We start from the raw sequence: 16516 nt of genomic DNA on the forward strand, positions 1-16516 counted from the left end.
CGTGAGTGTGTTGCAGGCTGAAACGCATACAGGGGAAACTGGAAAACTCGGCCGCCGTCGATTGCCAGAGGCTGGATTGGATCCGAAAGCCAGGCAATCCAAGGGCTGTGATGAATCGTTTCATCGTTGAAGGGATGACTTGCGGGGCTGTTTACTGACCGAACGGTCGACTCAAAAAAACCGGAAAAATATCTGTAACCAAATGAATCATTCGATGGCGAGCCGAAATTACGCTTCTCCTGCACCCGGTTCACTGGCTAAGCTCAGGCCTTTCGAATTCCCGCAGAGGTCTCACCATGCCGCAGCAATGGCCAGCCGCCGACATCGCCCGAATGATCCTCGATGGCTTTGACGATTACCGCGAGCATTTCCGTCAGATCACCGACGGCGCCCGGGCCCGCTTCGAGCAAGCCAAGTGGCAGGAGGCGCAGGTCGCATCGGCGGCGCGGATCAATCTGTACGAAGAGAAAGTCGGCGAAACGGTGGAGCGCCTGCGCATCGCGTTTGACGCCGACACGCTGGACGTCAGTTGTTGGCCGCTGGTCAAAAGCGCCTACATCAGCCTGATCGACCTGCGCTTCGACGATGAGTTGTCCGAGACCTGGTACAACTCGATCTTCTGCGGGCTGTTCAGCCACGACCTGATCAGCGACGGCTGCATGTTCATCCACACCACGCGGCCGAGCCTGCGCCGGGCACGCGCCGCACAAACCCGCATTTACAAGCCCCAGGGCCAGTTGTCCGGCATGCTCGCGAGCATTTTTGCCGACTACCGTTTCAGCGAGGATTACGCCAACCTGGCAGGCGACCTGAGTCGTCTCGAAGGGCAATTGCGCGAGAACCTGCCGGACTGGGTCTGCAAGGATCCGGAGCTGAGTGTCGAACTGTTTTCCTCGGTGCTTTACCGCAACAAGGGTGCCTACCTTGTGGGCCGCATCTACACCCAGGACGAACAATGGCCGCTGGTGATTCCGCTGCTGCACCGCGAAGGTCGCGGCATTCAGATCGATGCGCTGATCACCGATGAAGCGGACGTGTCGATCATCTTCTCGTTCACCCGTTCGTATTTCATGGTCGACGTGCCGGTGCCGGCCGAGTTCATCGGTTTCCTCAAGCGCATCCTGCCGGGCAAGCACATCGCCGAGTTGTACACCTCGATCGGCTTCTATAAACATGGCAAGTCGGAGTTCTACCGGGCGCTGATCAATCACCTGGCCAACACCGACGACCCGTTCATCATGGCGCCAGGTGTGCGCGGCATGGTCATGAGCGTGTTCACGCTGCCGGGTTTCAACACCGTATTCAAAATTATCAAGGACCGTTTCTCGCCGTCGAAAAACGTCGACCGCGCCACGGTGATCGAGAAATACCGCCTGGTGAAAAGCGTCGACCGGGTCGGGCGCATGGCCGACACCCAGGAGTTCGCCGACTTCCGTTTCCCGTTGAGCAAGTTCGACCCGGCGTGCCTGGAAGAGCTGCTCGAAGTGGCGGCGTCCACGGTGTCGGTGGAGGGCGATACCGTGTTGATTCGCCACTGCTGGACCGAACGGCGGATGACGCCGTTGAACCTTTACCTGGAAAACGCCAACGAGGCCCAGGTGCACGAGGCGCTGGAGGATTACGGCCTGGCGATCAAACAACTGGCGGCGGCGAACATCTTTCCCGGCGACATGCTGCTGAAGAATTTCGGCGTCACCCGCCACGGTCGCGTGGTGTTTTATGACTACGACGAAATCTGCTTCCTGACCGAGGCCAACTTCCGCCACATCCCGCAACCGCGCACCCCGGAAGATGAGATGGCGTCGGAGCCTTGGTATTCGATCGGGCCGCTGGATGTGTTCCCCGAGGAATTCCCGCCGTTCCTGTTTGCCGATTCCGGGCAGCGCAAGCTGTTCGATCAGTTGCATGGCGAGTTGTACAACGCCGATTACTGGAAAAGCCTGCAAGAGGCGATTCGGGCCGGCAAGGTCATCGACGTGTTCCCGTACCGTCGCAAAGGCCTCGATAACGAATAACGCCACGCCCCCTGTAGGAGCTGTCGAGTGAAACGAGGCTGCGATCTTTTGATCTTGTCTTTAAAAATCAAAATCAAAAGATCGCAGCCTCGTTTCACTCGACAGCTCCTACACAGCTCCTACACAGCTCGTACAGTAGAACCACCCGCAATCCCTGCCAAATCTGCGACAATCCGCCCCCTGCGCCACTAGACGACTTTTGCGTACCTGATGACTGACGAATCGCCTTCCATCGACAAATTGCTGAAAAACCTCGATCACGCCATGCTCGCCGACCGTCACCGGCTGCGGCGGCAGTTGCTTGAGCTGCGCAAGAAACCCGACGAGGCCAAGCTGGCTCAGTGGGTGGCGCGCATGCAGGCGTCCTGTGATCAGGTGCTGGCGCGGCGGGCCAGCCTGCCGGTGATTCGTTACGACGACAGCCTGCCGATCGCCGCCAAGCGCGACGAAATCAAAGAAGCGCTGCTCAAGCATCAGGTGCTGATCATCGCCGGCGAAACCGGCTCGGGTAAAACCACCCAGTTGCCGAAAATCTGCCTGGAAATCGGTCGCGGTCAGCATGGCCTGATCGGCCACACCCAGCCCCGTCGAATCGCTGCGCGCAGCGTGGCCAGCCGCGTTGCCGAAGAACTGGCGACGCCGTTGGGCGCGCTGGTCGGCTATCAGGTACGGTTCGAGGATCAGAGCGATTCCAACACCCTGATCAAACTGATGACCGACGGCATCCTGCTGGCGGAAACCCAGAACGACCGCTACCTCGAACGCTACGACACGATCATCGTCGACGAAGCCCACGAACGCAGCCTGAACATCGACTTCCTGCTCGGTTACCTGAAAACCTTGCTGCCGCGTCGTCCGGACCTGAAGGTCATCATCACCTCGGCGACCATCGACCTGGAGCGTTTCTCCAAGCATTTCGATGACGCGCCGATTGTCGAAGTCTCCGGTCGCACCTTCCCGGTGGAAACCTGGTATCGCCCGCTGACCCTGGAGCAGGACGAAGAGGGCAACCGCGTCGAGGATGACTTGACCGTGGATCAGGCGATTCTGGCCACCCTCGACGAAATCGCCGCGTTCGAACGCAGCGAGCGCAAGAGCCCCGGCGATGTGCTGGTGTTCTTGCCGGGCGAGCGGGAGATTCGCGACGCGGCGGATATGCTGCGCAAGGCCCAGCTCAAACACACTGAAATTTTGCCGTTGTACGCGCGGCTTTCGCCGGCCGAACAGCAGCGGATTTTCCAGTCGCACCCAGGCCGTCGCGTCGTATTGGCCACCAACGTCGCGGAAACCTCGCTGACCGTGCCCGGCATTCGTTACGTGATCGACAGCGGCACCGCGCGCATCAGCCGTTACAGCTATCGCGCCAAGGTCCAGCGCCTGCCCATCGAAGCCATTTCCCAGGCCAGTGCCAATCAGCGTAAAGGCCGGTGCGGACGGGTCGAGCCAGGCATTTGCATCCGCCTCTATGGCGAAGAAGATTTCATCGGTCGTCCGGAATTTACCGACCCGGAAATCCTCCGTACCAACCTTGCCGCCGTGATCCTGCAGATGCTGCACCTGCGTCTCGGTGAGATCACCGATTTCCCGTTCATCGAGCCGCCGGATGGCAAGGCGATCAGCGACGGTTTCAACCTGCTGCAAGAACTGTCGGCGGTGGATCGCAACAGCCAACTGACCCCGCTCGGTCGCCAGTTGGCGCGACTACCCGTGGACCCACGCATGGGCCGCATGCTGCTGGAAGCGGCGAAGCTCGGCAGCTTGCAGGAAGTGCTGATCGTCGCCAGCGCCATGTCGATTCAGGACCCGCGCGAACGTCCGCCGGAGCGTCAGCAAGCAGCGGATCAGGCGCACGCGCAATGGAAAGACGTGGACTCGGACTTCGCCGGGCTGGTCAATCTGTGGCGTGGTTTCGAAGAACAGCGCCAGGCGCTGACGGCCAGCCCGCTGCGCAACTGGTGCCGCAAGAATTTCCTCAATTACCTGCGTCTGCGCGAGTGGCGCGATTCCCACCGCCAGTTGAGCCTGATCTGCCGCGACATGCAGTTGAGCCTCAATAAAGAGCCGGCGGACTACCCGAAACTGCACAAAGCCGTGCTGGTGGGACTGCTCAGCCAGATCGGCCAGAAGACCGAAGACGGCGACTACCTCGGTGCCCGTCAGCGCCGCTTCTGGATTCACCCGTCGTCGGGTATCGGCAAAAAGCGTCCGCAATGGCTGATGACCGCCGAACTGGTGGAAACCACCAAGCTTTATGCACGTATGGTCGCCAAGATCGACGCCGACTGGATCGAGCCGCTCGCCGGGCACCTGATCAAGAAGAACCACTTCGAACCCCATTGGGAGAAAAAGCGCGGTCAGGTTGTGGCCTTCGAGCAGATCACCTTGTTTGGGCTGATCGTGGTCGGCCGCCGGCCGGTGCATTACGGGCCGATCGATCCTGTCACGTCCCGTGAGTTGTTCATTCGTGAAGGCCTGGTACGGGGCGAAATTCAATCCAAAGCCAAATGTTTGTCGGCCAATGCGCAGTTGCTGGAACAACTCGACGAACTGGAAGCCAAGGCTCGCCGGCGCGACATTCTGGCCGACGAAGAAACCCTGTTCGCCTTCTACGATGCGCGACTGCCGGCGGAGATTCACCAGACGGCGACTTTCGACAGCTGGTACCGGGTCAACAGCCAGAAAGACCCGCAGCTGCTGATCATGCGCGAAGAAGACGTGCTGGCCCGCGAGGCCAGTGAAGTCACCGCGTTGCATTACCCGGACACCTTGCACATCGGTGATCTGGAACTGGCGCTCGGTTACCACTTCGAACCGAACCATCCGCGCGATGGCGTAACCCTGCGCGTGCCGGCGCCGCTGTTGCCGATGCTGCCGCCGGAACGTCTGGAATGGCTGGTGCCCGGCGTTATCGAGGCCAAGTGCATTGCGCTGGTGCGCAACCTGCCCAAAGCACTGCGCAAGAACTTCGTGCCGGTGCCGGATTTCGTCAAGGCTGCGTTGCAGCGCATGACCTTCGCCGAGGGCTCGCTGCCTCAGGCGCTGGGTCGTGAGCTGCTGCGCATGACCGGTGCGCGGGTCAGTGACGAAGCCTGGGCTGAAGCGGCGCAGCAGGTCGAAAGTCATTTGCGCATGAACCTGGAAATCGTCGATGGCCAGGGCAAGTTTCTCGGTGAAGGGCGTGATCTGGCCGAGCTGACTGCCCGTTTCGCTGAAGCGAGCCAGGCCGCATTGGCCGTACCGCAGACTGCGAAAAGCCGGCAACCGGTCGAGGCGAAAGCCTTCGCGGCAGTGGCGGAAAAGACTCAACAGAAGATCGCCGGGCTGTCGATGACGGTCTATCCGGCGTTGGTGGAGGCGGCGGGTACGGTCAAGGAAGGACGTTTCTCGACGCCGGCCGAAGCCGAATTCCAGCATCGTCGCGCGTTGCAGCGTTTGCTGATGCAACAACTGGCGGAGCCGGCTAAGTTCCTGCGCGGCAAGTTGCCGGGGCTGACCGACCTGGGCCTGATGTATCGCGACATGGGACGTATCGACGCGCTGGTGGAAGACATTCTGCTGGCCAGTCTCGACAGCTGCATCCTTGATGACGAAGACCCGCTGCCGCGTGACGGCGCCGGACTGGCAGCCTTGGCCGAACGCAAGCGCGGCGCGTGGACCGAGCATGCCGAGCGGTTGGCCAAATTGACCCTGGAGATTCTCAAGCTCTGGCACGGCCTGCAAAAGCGCTTCAAGGGCAAGATCGACCTGGCGCAAGCGGTGGCCCTGAATGACATCAAGCAGCAGCTGAGTCATCTGGTCTATCCGGGGTTCGTCCGTGAAACCCCGATGCAATGGCTCAAGGAATTGCCGCGCTATCTCAAGGCCATCGAACAGCGCTTCGAGAAGCTCGGCGCCCAGGTGCAGAAGGACCGCGTCTGGAGCAGCGAATTGTCCGGCCTCTGGACTCAATACCAGACCCGCGCCGCCAAACATGCCCAGGAAGGCAAACGCGATCCGCAACTGGAGCTTTACCGCTGGTGGCTGGAGGAATACCGGGTTTCGCTGTTCGCCCAGCAATTGGGGACGAAGGTGCCGATCTCCGATAAGCGTTTGAACAAACAATGGACCCAGGTCGAGCCATAACCCCCGATCCCCTGTAGGCGCTGCCGAAGGCTGCGATCTTTTGATCTTCCAGTGTCGCGACAAAGAAAGATCAAAAGATCGCAGCCTTCGGCAGCTCCTACAGTTCCGAGTTGTGTCAGTGACAGGCGGTTCATCCAGCAAAAGGGGCGAAAACCCAACGTTTATGGCAAACTTCGCGCCTATAAACGCCGGCCCCGCGGTTTTGAGCCTTCACAGGCCTGGGCGGATCGGAATAAAGCGATGCCAGGTTTGCTTCCCGTGACGGGAATAGACCCTTTGTGTGTTGGTACGTCGGTGCCAACGCTTTCTGCCTGAACAGATTAGAGAAACGACCATGCATAACGTCGTCATCAGCGGCACCGGCCTGTACACCCCGGCCAACAGCATTTCCAACGAAGAGCTGGTGCAGTCTTTCAACGCTTACGTCGCGCAGTTCAACGCTGACAACGCCCAAGCGATTGCCAGCGGCGAAATCGAAGCATTGACCGAGTCCAGCGCCGCGTTTATCGAAAAAGCCTCTGGCATCAAAAGCCGCTTTGTCATGGACAAGGACGGCATCCTCGACCCGCAACGCATGGCGCCACGCCTGCCGGAGCGCTCGAATGACGAGTGGTCGGTGCTCTGCCAGATGGCCATCGGCGCGGCCGAACAAGCCTTGCAGCGTGCCGGCAAAACCGCTGCGGACATCGACGGTGTGATCGTCGCCTGCTCCAACCTGCAGCGCGCCTACCCGGCCATCGCCATCGAAGTTCAGGAAGCGCTGGGCATCCAGGGTTTCGGTTTTGACATGAACGTGGCCTGCTCGTCGGCGACCTTCGGCATTCAGGCGGCCAGCAACAGCGTGCAACTGGGCCAGGCCCGGGCGATCCTGATGGTCAACCCCGAGGTCTGCACCGGTCACCTGAACTTCCGCGACCGCGATAGCCACTTCATCTTCGGCGACGCCGCGACGGCGGTGATCATCGAGCGCGCCGACCTGGCGACGTCCAAGTACCAGTTCGACATCGTCAGCACCAAACTGTTGACCAAGTTCTCCAACAACATCCGTAACAACTTCGGCTTCCTCAACCGCGCGGCGGAAGAGGGCATCGGTACCAAGGACAAATTGTTCGTACAGGAAGGCCGCAAGGTGTTCCGCGATGTTTGCCCGATGGTGGCCGAACTGATCGGCACGCACCTGGAAGAAAACCAGCTCAACGTCAGCGACGTGAAGCGCTTCTGGCTGCACCAGGCCAACCTCAGCATGAACCACCTGATCGTCAAGAAACTGCTGGGACGCGAAGCCACCGAAGAAGAAGCCCCGGTGATTCTCGACACCTACGCCAACACCAGCTCTGCAGGTTCGGTGATTGCGTTTCACAAGAACCAGGATGATCTGGCGGCCGGTTCGCTGGCGGTGCTCAGCTCGTTTGGCGCCGGTTACTCGATTGGTAGCGTGATTCTGCGCAAGCGCTGAGTTCGTCTTAAAAGATCGCAGCCTTCGGCAGCTCCTACGGGGATTACATACACCCTGTAGGAGCTGCCGAAGGCTGCGATCTTTTTTTGCCCAAATAAAAAAACTCGCGTTGCCATATCGGACGGATGATGGGGACCGATACACCAACGCGAGTTTGTAAAAGCAACTCGGGCTTCCTTGCCCGAGCCGTATAGCAGGGATCAGAACTTGGCTTCTGCGTCCAGTTGCAGGGTGTTGATTTTCGAATCCCGCAGGGTGGCGTTGGTGTAGTCGGAGTCAGCCATGAAGTACGTCGCGCCAAGGGCGAAGTTCTTGTCCAGCTCGTAGCTCACTTTCAACTTGCTGCCGCGCGAACCGGTGAAACCGTTGGCGAAGTCGGAGTCGGTGAAGGCGCCGACCACCGCGTTACGCTGTACGTCGCGATAGTTGTAGTCCACGCCGAAACCGAAGATCTTGGTCTTGACGCCGGCCAGCCAGCCCATGTCCTGATCGTTGCTGGCACTGTCGTTGTTGACAACTTGACCGTACAGCGACAGCGGCATTGGCAGGCCGCCGATATCGATCTGACCGAAGCCTTCGTACACTTTGAACTCTTCGCCCGCACTGTTGCCGTTGATGGCCAGTGTGGCGGTGTCCTCATCGTTGTCGTAAGCGTAGAGACTGCCACCCAGCGTCATTTTCAGGTTATCAGTGATCGCGAAGCGCGCGCCCAACTGGCCAGCGTACAGACGCAGGTCATGACGGAACTGCTTGCCTTCACCGTCGACGTTGTCCTGGAGGGTGTAGTGGCCGGCGCTACCGAACAGCTCGGCCGTGCTGCCTAGCGGGTATTTGTAAGTCAGGGCCAGACCTTCGGGGCTGATGTCGCTGTCCCAGATGATGTCGCCCATGCTCACCCATGGTTGTGCCATTTTGCCGCCGATCAAGTGCAGGTTCTTGATGGCAGTCGGGTGGTAGTCGACGTAGCCCTGGTCCAGCCAGATATCTTTCTTGGCGAAGTTGCCTTCCAGACTCTGGTTGGTGGAGCGAGCATCGTTGTTGTTGCCAGTGGCGATGCGAATGCCGGTGTCCACTTGCGGATTGATTTCGGTGTAGGCACCCAGGCGGACACGAATACGTTGACGATCCTGGTCGCCGGTGTTCGGTACGCCATCGTTCTTGACCGTTTCCTGACGGAAACGAACGTCGCCCTTGAACTGGGTCTTGGCAGCCCACGCCAGTTTCTGGTCGAAGGTGCTCAGTTCGTTGGTTTTCTTCGCCGTCGCCGCGATCTGCTCGTTGGTCTCTTGTTGAGCCTGACGGGCAATCTGTTGCTCCTTCTGATCCCGGGCCAGTTCGGCTTGCAGTTCGCTGTACTGCGCGTTGGTAATCGAACCGTTAGCCTTGAGCATGTCGAGCAATTTGGCGTCGACTGCGGCGCTGGCCGGAACACTCATGGCCAGCAGCAGTCCGCCACACAGGGCCGCCGCAGTTTTCGTGGAAGCAAGACGCATATCAATCTCCGAAGATGAGAGGGGATGACTGAGCCATCCAGGGCACAACCGACCGTTGAGGGACGGAAAACAGTGGCCGGGGTAGAACCCGACGCTCTAAAAACTGGCGCCAGTATCGCGATGGTTTATGACAAAGCAGTGGCAAAGTGATGGCGTCTCGATGACGATACAAAACGTGAGTGAACTTTTTATCAGGGGCCCTGTCGGCGGATCGCGGGTGTGGAATAGGTGGCGATAAGCGATACTCGCGGGGCTTTCGCGATAAGAAGTGGAGAAGAAATTAATGCCGCTGCAACGTCTGGAAAATCTGTCCGATATCGCACCGCACACCTGGGATGCCCTGGTGCCGGATGCTCAGCCGTTCCTGCGTCACGCCTTCCTCAGTGCGCTGGAAGACAGTGGCAGTGTCGGCCCTCATTCCGGTTGGCAGCCTGAGCACTTGTTGCACATGGACGGTGGCCGGTTGATCGCCGCGCTGCCCAGTTACCGCAAATGGCATTCCTACGGCGAGTACGTGTTCGATCACGCCTGGGCCGATGCGTGTGAGCGCGCCGGCATCGACTATTACCCCAAGCTGTTGACCGCCGTGCCCTTCAGCCCGGTCAGCGGGCCGCGTTTGCTGGCGGCCACGGTCGAGGACGGTTTCGAACTGCTGAAGAGCCTGCCGGGCTACCTTGAGATCGAAGAACTCTCCAGCGCCCACATCAACTTCACGGACCCGTTCACCGATGCGGCATTGGCCGAACAGCCGGGATGGCTGCAGCGCATCGGCTGTCAGTACCACTGGCAGAATCGCGGGTATCGGGACTTTCAGGACTTCCTCGACGTCCTCAGTTCGCGCAAGCGCAAGCAGATGCGCAAAGAGCGCGAGCAGGTGGCGGGACAGGGCATTGATTTCGAATGGCTCGAAGGCAGGCAACTGGATCAGGCACAGTGGGATTTCGTCTATGCCTGTTACGCCAATACCTATGTAGTGCGTAGGCAAAGGCCTTATCTGACGCGGGATTTTTTCAACCTGTTGGCTGAGCGCATGCCGGAATCCATTCGCGTGGTGTTGGCCAAACAAGGCTCACGGCCGGTGGCGATGGCCTTCAGCCTCGTGGGTGGGGACAGTTTTTACGGTCGTTACTGGGGGTGTCTGGCGGAGTTCGACCGTCTGCACTTCGAGACCTGTTTCTATCAAGGCATGGACTACGCGATTGCCAACGGCTTCCAGCGTTTCGATGCCGGTGCCCAGGGTGAGCACAAGTTGATTCGCGGGTTTGAACCGGTCATTACTCGATCATGGCACTACCTGCGCCATCCGGGATTGAAAGCGGCAGTGAAGGATTTCCTCGAGCAGGAGCGCGCCGGTGTTTTGGCTTATGCCGAGCAAGCAAGTGCGGCGTTGCCTTATCGTCAGGCTTGAATGTTAGGTTCTTAAAAAAGGCCCTTCACTGAAGGGCCTTCTGATTGGCGATCTATGTATTGAGCTGCAATAAGGCTCGTTTGTTATATGGGGCGCTGAAATTTTACAGTTTTTATGTGGGTGACTTTATAGGCTTTGTAATTACCACCACGCTCCCTGACAGTTGTGAAGTTTTTTACCTGTTTCGGAGCTTTTGAATTTCTCCAGTGTGGGCTCATTAGACCAGTAAGGGAAAGTCACACTACCGGAGAGCGGGACGTTTTTGTTTTCGGGGAAGAAACAGGCATATTCATACTTTGGTCTCACACAGGTCACTGGATTTGTTGCAGACAGCGCTTCAGTGAGTTCTCGCGCTACTTCCTGTGGGTCGCGTATTTTGGCAGTAAAGCTGCTTTCCTTGCCGTTGATGGTGCAGTTGTACTCATGTTCAATTTTCGCAGACTCGATTCTAATATATTCGTGAATGTCCATTGCATGAGCGTTTCCATGAAAAAGTCCGAGGCTCAGAAAAGTAAGGATGATGATTGATTTTAGGTTGTTCATGCAGCAATCCTTTGCTGGTTGGTTTTGTTGTTTGTGTGCTTGTTTTATTTGGTTGTTCTGAATTGCATTGTTGCGTTGAAAGAGTAACTTTCTTTTCTGGAGGGAGTAAGGGCGGGGTTGTATCTGATTGTGCTGATTGCAAAGAATGAGGGACTTCTAAAGTTATCAATGAAGGTGGGGATCTGATTTGTTCTGCTGGCAAATCAGATCCCCACCTCACCAAGTATCAGCTGCCTTCCTTGCCTAGCCACCGATATGTCACACCACCAACCACTGCACCCAGCAGCGGTGCGACCCAGAACATCCACAATTGCGCGATGGCCCAGCCGCCGACAATCAGTGCCGGGCCGGTGCTGCGGGCCGGGTTGACCGAGGTGTTGGTGACGGGAATCGAGATCAGGTGGATCAGCGTCAAGGCCAGGCCGATGGCGATCGGTGCCAGCCCAGCGGGGGCGCGTTTGTCGGTGGCACCGAGGATGATCAGTACGAACATCGCGGTCATGACCAGTTCACAGACAAAACCGGCGACCATCGAGTACTTGCCGGGGGAGTGTTCGCCATAGCCGTTGGAGGCCAGTCCGTTGGCGGCATCGAAACCTTCCTTGCCGCTGGCGATGAAGTAGATTAACGCGGCGGCGATAATCCCGCCGATCACCTGGGCGATGATGTAGGCGGGCAGTTCCCTGGCCGGGAATCGACCGCCGACATACAAGCCGACTGACACGGCGGGGTTGAGATGGCAGCCGGAAATATGGCCAATGGCGAACGCCATGGTCAATACCGTCAGACCAAACGCCAGGGCCACGCCAAGCACCCCGATCCCCAGCGGAGAAGACGCGGCCAGGACCGCACTGCCGCACCCCCCCAACACCAGCCAGAACGTACCTAACAACTCAGTGACTGAACGTTTGAACAGAGACATGAGATCTTCCTTGATAGGCGAGCTATCGAGACTGTATCGAGTAATGCATCCTGCAGATTTACGACAGGCTCATCTCCAGAACCTTGGCTGATTACAGCAGGGTTTTGGTGGATTTCCAGTGACCATGAAAAAACCGCCAGAGCCCGTGGTTGGCGGGTTGTGGCGGTTTTTTGTGTTGAACGCTGTCCTTCGGGAACAGCAGGACTCATGTGGGAGCGAGCCTGCTCGCGAAGAAGGAGGGGCCTCCACATCAATGCTGCCTGACCCACCGCTTTCGCGCGCAGGCTTGCTCCCACAGGGTTGGTGGTGAACTCAAATTAATCGATACCGACAAACCCGCCCGTCTGGTGCTGCCACAACCGTGCATACAACCCACCATGGGCCAGCAGTTCGGCGTGGCTGCCGGTTTCGGCGATCTTGCCTTTTTCCAGTACCACCAGCCGGTCCATTCGGGCGATGGTCGAGAGCCGGTGAGCAATGGCGATCACGGTTTTGCCCTGCATCAGGGTTTCGAGGCTTTCCTGGATTGCCGCTTCAACCTCCGAATCCAGCGCCGAAGTGGCTTCGTCCATGATCAGGATCGGCGCGTCCTTGAGCAGTACGCGGGCGATGGCGATCCGTTGACGCTGGCCACCGGACAGTTTCACCCCGCGTTCGCCGACGTGCGCATCGAAACCGGTGCGGCCTTCGGAGTCCGACAACAACGGGATGAACTCATCGGCACGGGCCTTGTGCACCGCTTCCCACAGCTCTGCATCGGTGGCCTCCGGTTTGCCGTAAAGCAGATTGTCGCGGATCGAGCGATGCAGCAGGGACGTGTCCTGGGTGATCATGCCGATGCGCTCGCGCAGGCTTTCCTGGCCGACCTCAGCGATGTTCTGGCCGTCGATGAGGATCTGCCCGCCCTGCACGTCATAGAGGCGCAGCAGCAGATTGACCAGGGTCGATTTGCCGGCACCGGACGGGCCGATCAAACCGATTTTTTCACCGGGTTTGATCGTCAGGTTGAGGTCGCCGATGATTCCGCTCTTCTTGCCGTAGTGGAAGTCCACGTGCTCGAAACGCACCTCGCCACGGGCGACTGTCAGCGGTTTGGCTTGCTCGCGATCAGTGACGCTGACCGGTTGAGAGATGGTCTGCAAACCGTCCTGGACCATGCCGATGTTTTCGAAGATGCCGGTGACCACCCACATGATCCAGCCGGACATGTTGACGATGCGGATCACCAGGCCGGTGGCCAGGGCAATTGCACCGACCGTGATCAGCGACTGCGTCCACAACCACAGCGCCAGGCCGGTGGTGCTGACGATCAGCAAGCCGTTCATGCTGGTGATGACCACGTCCATGCTGGTGACTACGCGGCCGGCCAGTTGGGCTTTTACGGTCTGTTCTTCGATGGCTTCCTTGGCGTATTGCTGCTCGAAGTTAGTGTGGGCGAAGAGCTTCAACGTGGTGATGTTGGTGTAGCCATCGACGATCCGGCCCATGAGCTTGGAACGCGCATCCGAAGACACCACGGAGCGCTCTTTCACCCGTGGCACGAAGTAGCAGAGGGCGCCGATGTAGGCGGCGATCCAGGTCAGCAGCGGGATCATCAGGCGCCAGTCGGCTTCGGCAAACAGCACCAGCGAACTGATCGCGTAGATCCCCACATGCCAGAGCGCGTCGACGGCTTGCACGGCCGAATCGCGCAACGAGTTGCCGGTCTGCATGATGCGTTGGGCGATGCGCCCGGCAAAGTCGTTCTGGAAGAAATTGAGGCTCTGTTTGAGCACGTAGCTGTGGTTCTGCCAGCGAATCATGCTGGTCATGCTGGGGCTCAGGGTCTGGTGCACCAGCAGGTCATGCAGGCCGACGAACACCGGGCGCAGGATCAGCGCAACCACGGTCATCCAGGCCAGTTCGCTGCCGTGTTCCTTGAAGAAATTGACGTTCGGGGTGCCCTGGGCCAGGTCGATGATGCGGCTCAGGTAGCTGAACAGCGCCACTTCGATCAGCGCGCCGAACAGGCCGACGATCAGCAGGGCGGCGAAACTCGGCCAGACCTGCTTCAGGTAATAGGTATAGAAGGGGAGAACACGATCGGGCGGAGCCGCCGTCGGGGCGTCACGGAATATGTCGATCAGTTTCTCAAAACGGCGATAAAGCATCTGTTCTCCGCCCGCGCACGGGCTCTCCTTTAAACGATATGAGCGGCGCCGGATACCGGCGGCCGCTCAACACTCCCTGTGTATTCTGGTCTTAGTCGATGCGCTTGGCCGACTTGATGAACACAGGGTCGGCAGGCACATCTTTCATGCCGCCACGGGTGGTGGTTTGCGAGTTGACGATGACGTCCACGACATCCATGCCTTTCACGACTTTACCGAAGACAGCATAGCCATCGCCCTGGTCCAGGAAGTCGTTGTCCTTGACGTTGATAAAGAACTGGCTGGTGGCCGAATCCGGCACAGAGGTACGGGCCATGGACAGCGTGCCACGGACGTTATGCAGGCCGTTTTTGGACTCGTTCTTGATCGGAGCCTTGGTCTCTTTCTGCTGCATTTGTTGGGTGAAACCACCACCCTGGACCATGAATCCAGGAATCACGCGGTGGAAGATCGTGTTGTTGTAAAAGCCGCTGTCGACGTACTCAAGGAAGTTCTTGGTACTGATCGGCGCCTTGACCGGGTCCAGTTCGATTTCGATCTGACCGTTGGTGGTCTCCAGCAGAACGTGCGGCGCCTTGGCGGGCGTGGCGGCCATCAGGTTGGCGGCAAACAGAACGGAGCCGGCGACGAGGGCGATTTTTTTCAGCATGGGTCAGTAATCCTGAGTGTGGTGGTGTCGACTGCGGTGAGAAACTCGAGCAGGGTTTGGTTGAAGTGTTCGGGTTGATCCAGCGGGGTGGCGTGGCGTGAATCGGCGATCACCACCAGCCGCGCATCGGGCAGCAGTTTTACGTAAGTCTCTTTCAGCGACACCGGCGTGTAGTCACGGTCGGCGCTGACGATGAGGGTTGGACAGGACACCTTCGAAAGTCGTTCCTGAACCCCCCAGCCAACAATCGCATCGAAGCTGGCGAGATAAGCATGTTTGTCGTTTTTTGCCCAGCGTTCGGCCATTTTTTGTCGCAAGTCCGCCTGTTCAGGTTTCGGGAAAAGCTTGCCGCCCAGGGCCTTGCCGATGGCGCCCAGGCTGAGGACGCGCATCAGGCTCCAGCGCTTGAACCACTGCCAATAATCGTCGCGGCTGCGCAATTTGACCTCGGGCGCACTGTTGACGATGCACAGGCTCTTGAGCAGTTGTGGCTGGTCCACCGCCAGTTGAAAGCCGATCATGCCGCCCATCGAAAGTCCCACATAGTGTGTTGGGCCGAGGTTCAAATGTTCGATCAGGGCAATCAGGTCGGCACTGAACCCGGCGATGCTGTAGCGCTCGCGGGGTTTATCGGAACGCCCGTGGCCGCGCACATCAGGCACGATCACCCGGTAACGGGCGGACAGCGCCGGGATCTGCTTTTCCCAGTCCAGGGTGCTGGAACCGAGCCCGTGGACCAGCAGCAACGGCGTGCCGTGGCCATATTCCTCATAGTGCAGGTTGCAACCTTCATGTTCGAAATAGGCCATGCATTCACTCCTTGTCAGGCTTGTTCAGGGGCGGCGAAAGGGGCATCCAGCGGCGCGGTGTCAAAGGTGCGCAGCAGTTCGATGAGGATCTGCGTGGCCGGGCCCAGCGGTTTGTCCTTGTTCGAGTACAGGTAGAAGCTTGGATTACGGCTGCCGCCCTGATCCAACGGTAGCAGCTTGAGCGTACCCTCCTTGAGTTCCCGTTCGATCATGTGCCGGGGCAGCCAGGCGAAACCCAGGCCGCTGCTGACAAAAGTCGCGGCGGTGGCCAGGCTACCGACGGTCCAGCGCTGTTCGGCGCCGAGCCAGCCGACATCCCGTGGCTGTTGGCGACCGGAGTCGCGGATCACCACTTGCATCTGGCTTTCCAGATCCTGGAAATTCAATTCGCGGTTCAGGCGATGCAGGGCATGCTCGGGATGGGCGACGGCGACGAATTCGACGTCGCTCAGTTCCGCACCCAGATACCCGGGAATGCTGAAACCGGTGATGGCCAGGTCGGCCACGCCTTCGAGCAAGACTTCCTCTACCCCCGACAGCACTTCTTCGCGCAGACGCACCCGGCAGCCACGGCTTTGCGGCATGAACGCCGTCAAGGCGCGGACAAGGCGGGCGCTCGGGTAAGCGGCGTCGACCACCAGCCGCACTTCCGCTTCCCAACCTTGCTCCATGTGATGGGCCAGGTCTTCCAGCTGACTGGCCTGTTTCACCAGTTGCCGGGAACGGCGCAGCAGCACGCCACCGGCTTCGGTCAGCACCGCTTTACGGCCGTCGATGCGCAACAGCGGCACACCGAGCTGGTCCTGCATGCGTGCCACGGTGTAGCTGACCGACGATTGCGAACGGTGCAGCGCTTCGGCGGCCTGGGCGAAACCACCGTGGTCGACCACGGCCTGTAACGTTCGCCATTGATCAAGCGTCACGCGGGGCGCTTTCATGTTGAGCTCCT

General features: G+C 59.1%; 11 protein-coding genes. 4 read left to right on the forward strand and 7 right to left on the reverse strand.

The genetic code is table 11. The features are described from left to right. Positions 1-296 precede the first annotated feature (296 nt). The 3 genes from aceK to ACYZUD_RS31550 all read left to right on the forward strand — a co-directional run bounded on the left by aceK (position 297) and on the right by ACYZUD_RS31550 (position 7593). Positions 297-2015, forward strand: a complete 1719-nt coding sequence (aceK, locus tag ACYZUD_RS31540; protein WP_462021698.1) for a bifunctional isocitrate dehydrogenase kinase/phosphatase — start codon at positions 297-299, stop codon at positions 2013-2015. Positions 2016-2225: 210 nt separating this feature from the next. Then, on the forward strand, positions 2226-6137 hold the full coding sequence (hrpA, locus tag ACYZUD_RS31545; protein WP_462021699.1) for an ATP-dependent RNA helicase HrpA: 3912 nt from the start codon (positions 2226-2228) through the stop codon (positions 6135-6137). A 334-nt stretch (positions 6138-6471) separates the two neighbouring features. After that, a complete protein-coding gene (locus ACYZUD_RS31550) occupies positions 6472-7593 on the forward strand; it encodes a beta-ketoacyl-ACP synthase III (protein WP_462021700.1) in 1122 nt (373 codons plus the stop codon). A gap of 200 nt (positions 7594-7793) precedes the next feature. Here the strand turns inward: ACYZUD_RS31550 and ACYZUD_RS31555 are convergent, their stop codons facing one another. Then, on the reverse strand, positions 7794-9086 hold the full coding sequence (locus ACYZUD_RS31555; protein WP_462021701.1) for a putative porin: 1293 nt from the start codon (positions 9084-9086) through the stop codon (positions 7794-7796). 283 nt (positions 9087-9369) lie between these two features. Here ACYZUD_RS31555 and ACYZUD_RS31560 point away from each other — a divergent pair, with 283 nt between their 5' ends. Beyond that, positions 9370-10494, forward strand: a complete 1125-nt coding sequence (locus tag ACYZUD_RS31560) for a GNAT family N-acetyltransferase (protein ID WP_462021702.1) — start codon at positions 9370-9372, stop codon at positions 10492-10494. A gap of 141 nt (positions 10495-10635) precedes the next feature. Here the strand turns inward: ACYZUD_RS31560 and ACYZUD_RS31565 are convergent, their stop codons facing one another. The 6 genes from ACYZUD_RS31565 to ACYZUD_RS31590 all read right to left on the reverse strand — a co-directional run bounded on the left by ACYZUD_RS31565 (position 10636) and on the right by ACYZUD_RS31590 (position 16505). Continuing rightward, positions 10636-11037 carry a hypothetical protein gene (locus ACYZUD_RS31565; RefSeq protein ID WP_462021703.1) on the reverse strand — a complete coding sequence of 134 codons (402 nt, stop codon included), beginning with the start codon at positions 11035-11037 and terminating at the stop codon, positions 10636-10638. Between the two features lie 226 nt (positions 11038-11263). Beyond that, positions 11264-11959 carry an aquaporin Z gene (gene aqpZ / locus ACYZUD_RS31570; RefSeq protein WP_462021704.1) on the reverse strand — a complete coding sequence of 232 codons (696 nt, stop codon included), beginning with the start codon at positions 11957-11959 and terminating at the stop codon, positions 11264-11266. 317 nt (positions 11960-12276) lie between these two features. Next, entirely contained in the window at positions 12277-14109 is a 1833-nt protein-coding gene (locus ACYZUD_RS31575) for an ABC transporter ATP-binding protein (protein WP_462021705.1), read from the reverse strand. A gap of 91 nt (positions 14110-14200) precedes the next feature. Beyond that, complete coding sequence (locus ACYZUD_RS31580) at positions 14201-14758, reverse strand: peptidylprolyl isomerase A (protein WP_017337032.1); 558 nt, start codon at positions 14756-14758, stop codon at positions 14201-14203. Beyond that, positions 14752-15567 carry an alpha/beta fold hydrolase gene (locus ACYZUD_RS31585; RefSeq protein ID WP_462021706.1) on the reverse strand — a complete coding sequence of 272 codons (816 nt, stop codon included), beginning with the start codon at positions 15565-15567 and terminating at the stop codon, positions 14752-14754. Before ACYZUD_RS31585 ends, ACYZUD_RS31580 begins: the two co-directional genes overlap by 7 nt. A 14-nt stretch (positions 15568-15581) precedes the next feature. Continuing rightward, on the reverse strand, positions 15582-16505 hold the full coding sequence (locus tag ACYZUD_RS31590; RefSeq protein WP_150713769.1) for a LysR family transcriptional regulator: 924 nt from the start codon (positions 16503-16505) through the stop codon (positions 15582-15584). Positions 16506-16516: the final 11 nt, after the last annotated feature.

It is taken from the genome of Pseudomonas sp. XS1P51, from assembly GCF_054897845.1.

Excerpts from the sequence above, each read along its gene's own strand:
- ACYZUD_RS31550 (WP_462021700.1), top strand. The coding sequence starts at position 6,472 with ATGCATAACGTCGTCATCAGCGGCACCGGCCTGTACACCCCGGCCAAC.
- hrpA (WP_462021699.1), top strand. The coding sequence starts at position 2,226 with ATGACTGACGAATCGCCTTCCATCGACAAATTGCTGAAAAACCTCGAT.
- ACYZUD_RS31580 (WP_017337032.1), bottom strand. The coding sequence starts at position 14,758 with ATGCTGAAAAAAATCGCCCTCGTCGCCGGCTCCGTTCTGTTTGCCGCC.
- ACYZUD_RS31565 (WP_462021703.1), bottom strand. The coding sequence starts at position 11,037 with ATGAACAACCTAAAATCAATCATCATCCTTACTTTTCTGAGCCTCGGA.
- aqpZ (WP_462021704.1), bottom strand. The coding sequence starts at position 11,959 with ATGTCTCTGTTCAAACGTTCAGTCACTGAGTTGTTAGGTACGTTCTGG.
- ACYZUD_RS31590 (WP_150713769.1), bottom strand. The coding sequence starts at position 16,505 with ATGAAAGCGCCCCGCGTGACGCTTGATCAATGGCGAACGTTACAGGCC.
- ACYZUD_RS31560 (WP_462021702.1), top strand. The coding sequence starts at position 9,370 with ATGCCGCTGCAACGTCTGGAAAATCTGTCCGATATCGCACCGCACACC.
- ACYZUD_RS31555 (WP_462021701.1), bottom strand. The coding sequence starts at position 9,086 with ATGCGTCTTGCTTCCACGAAAACTGCGGCGGCCCTGTGTGGCGGACTG.
- ACYZUD_RS31575 (WP_462021705.1), bottom strand. The coding sequence starts at position 14,109 with ATGCTTTATCGCCGTTTTGAGAAACTGATCGACATATTCCGTGACGCC.
- aceK (WP_462021698.1), top strand. The coding sequence starts at position 297 with ATGCCGCAGCAATGGCCAGCCGCCGACATCGCCCGAATGATCCTCGAT.
- ACYZUD_RS31585 (WP_462021706.1), bottom strand. The coding sequence starts at position 15,567 with ATGGCCTATTTCGAACATGAAGGTTGCAACCTGCACTATGAGGAATAT.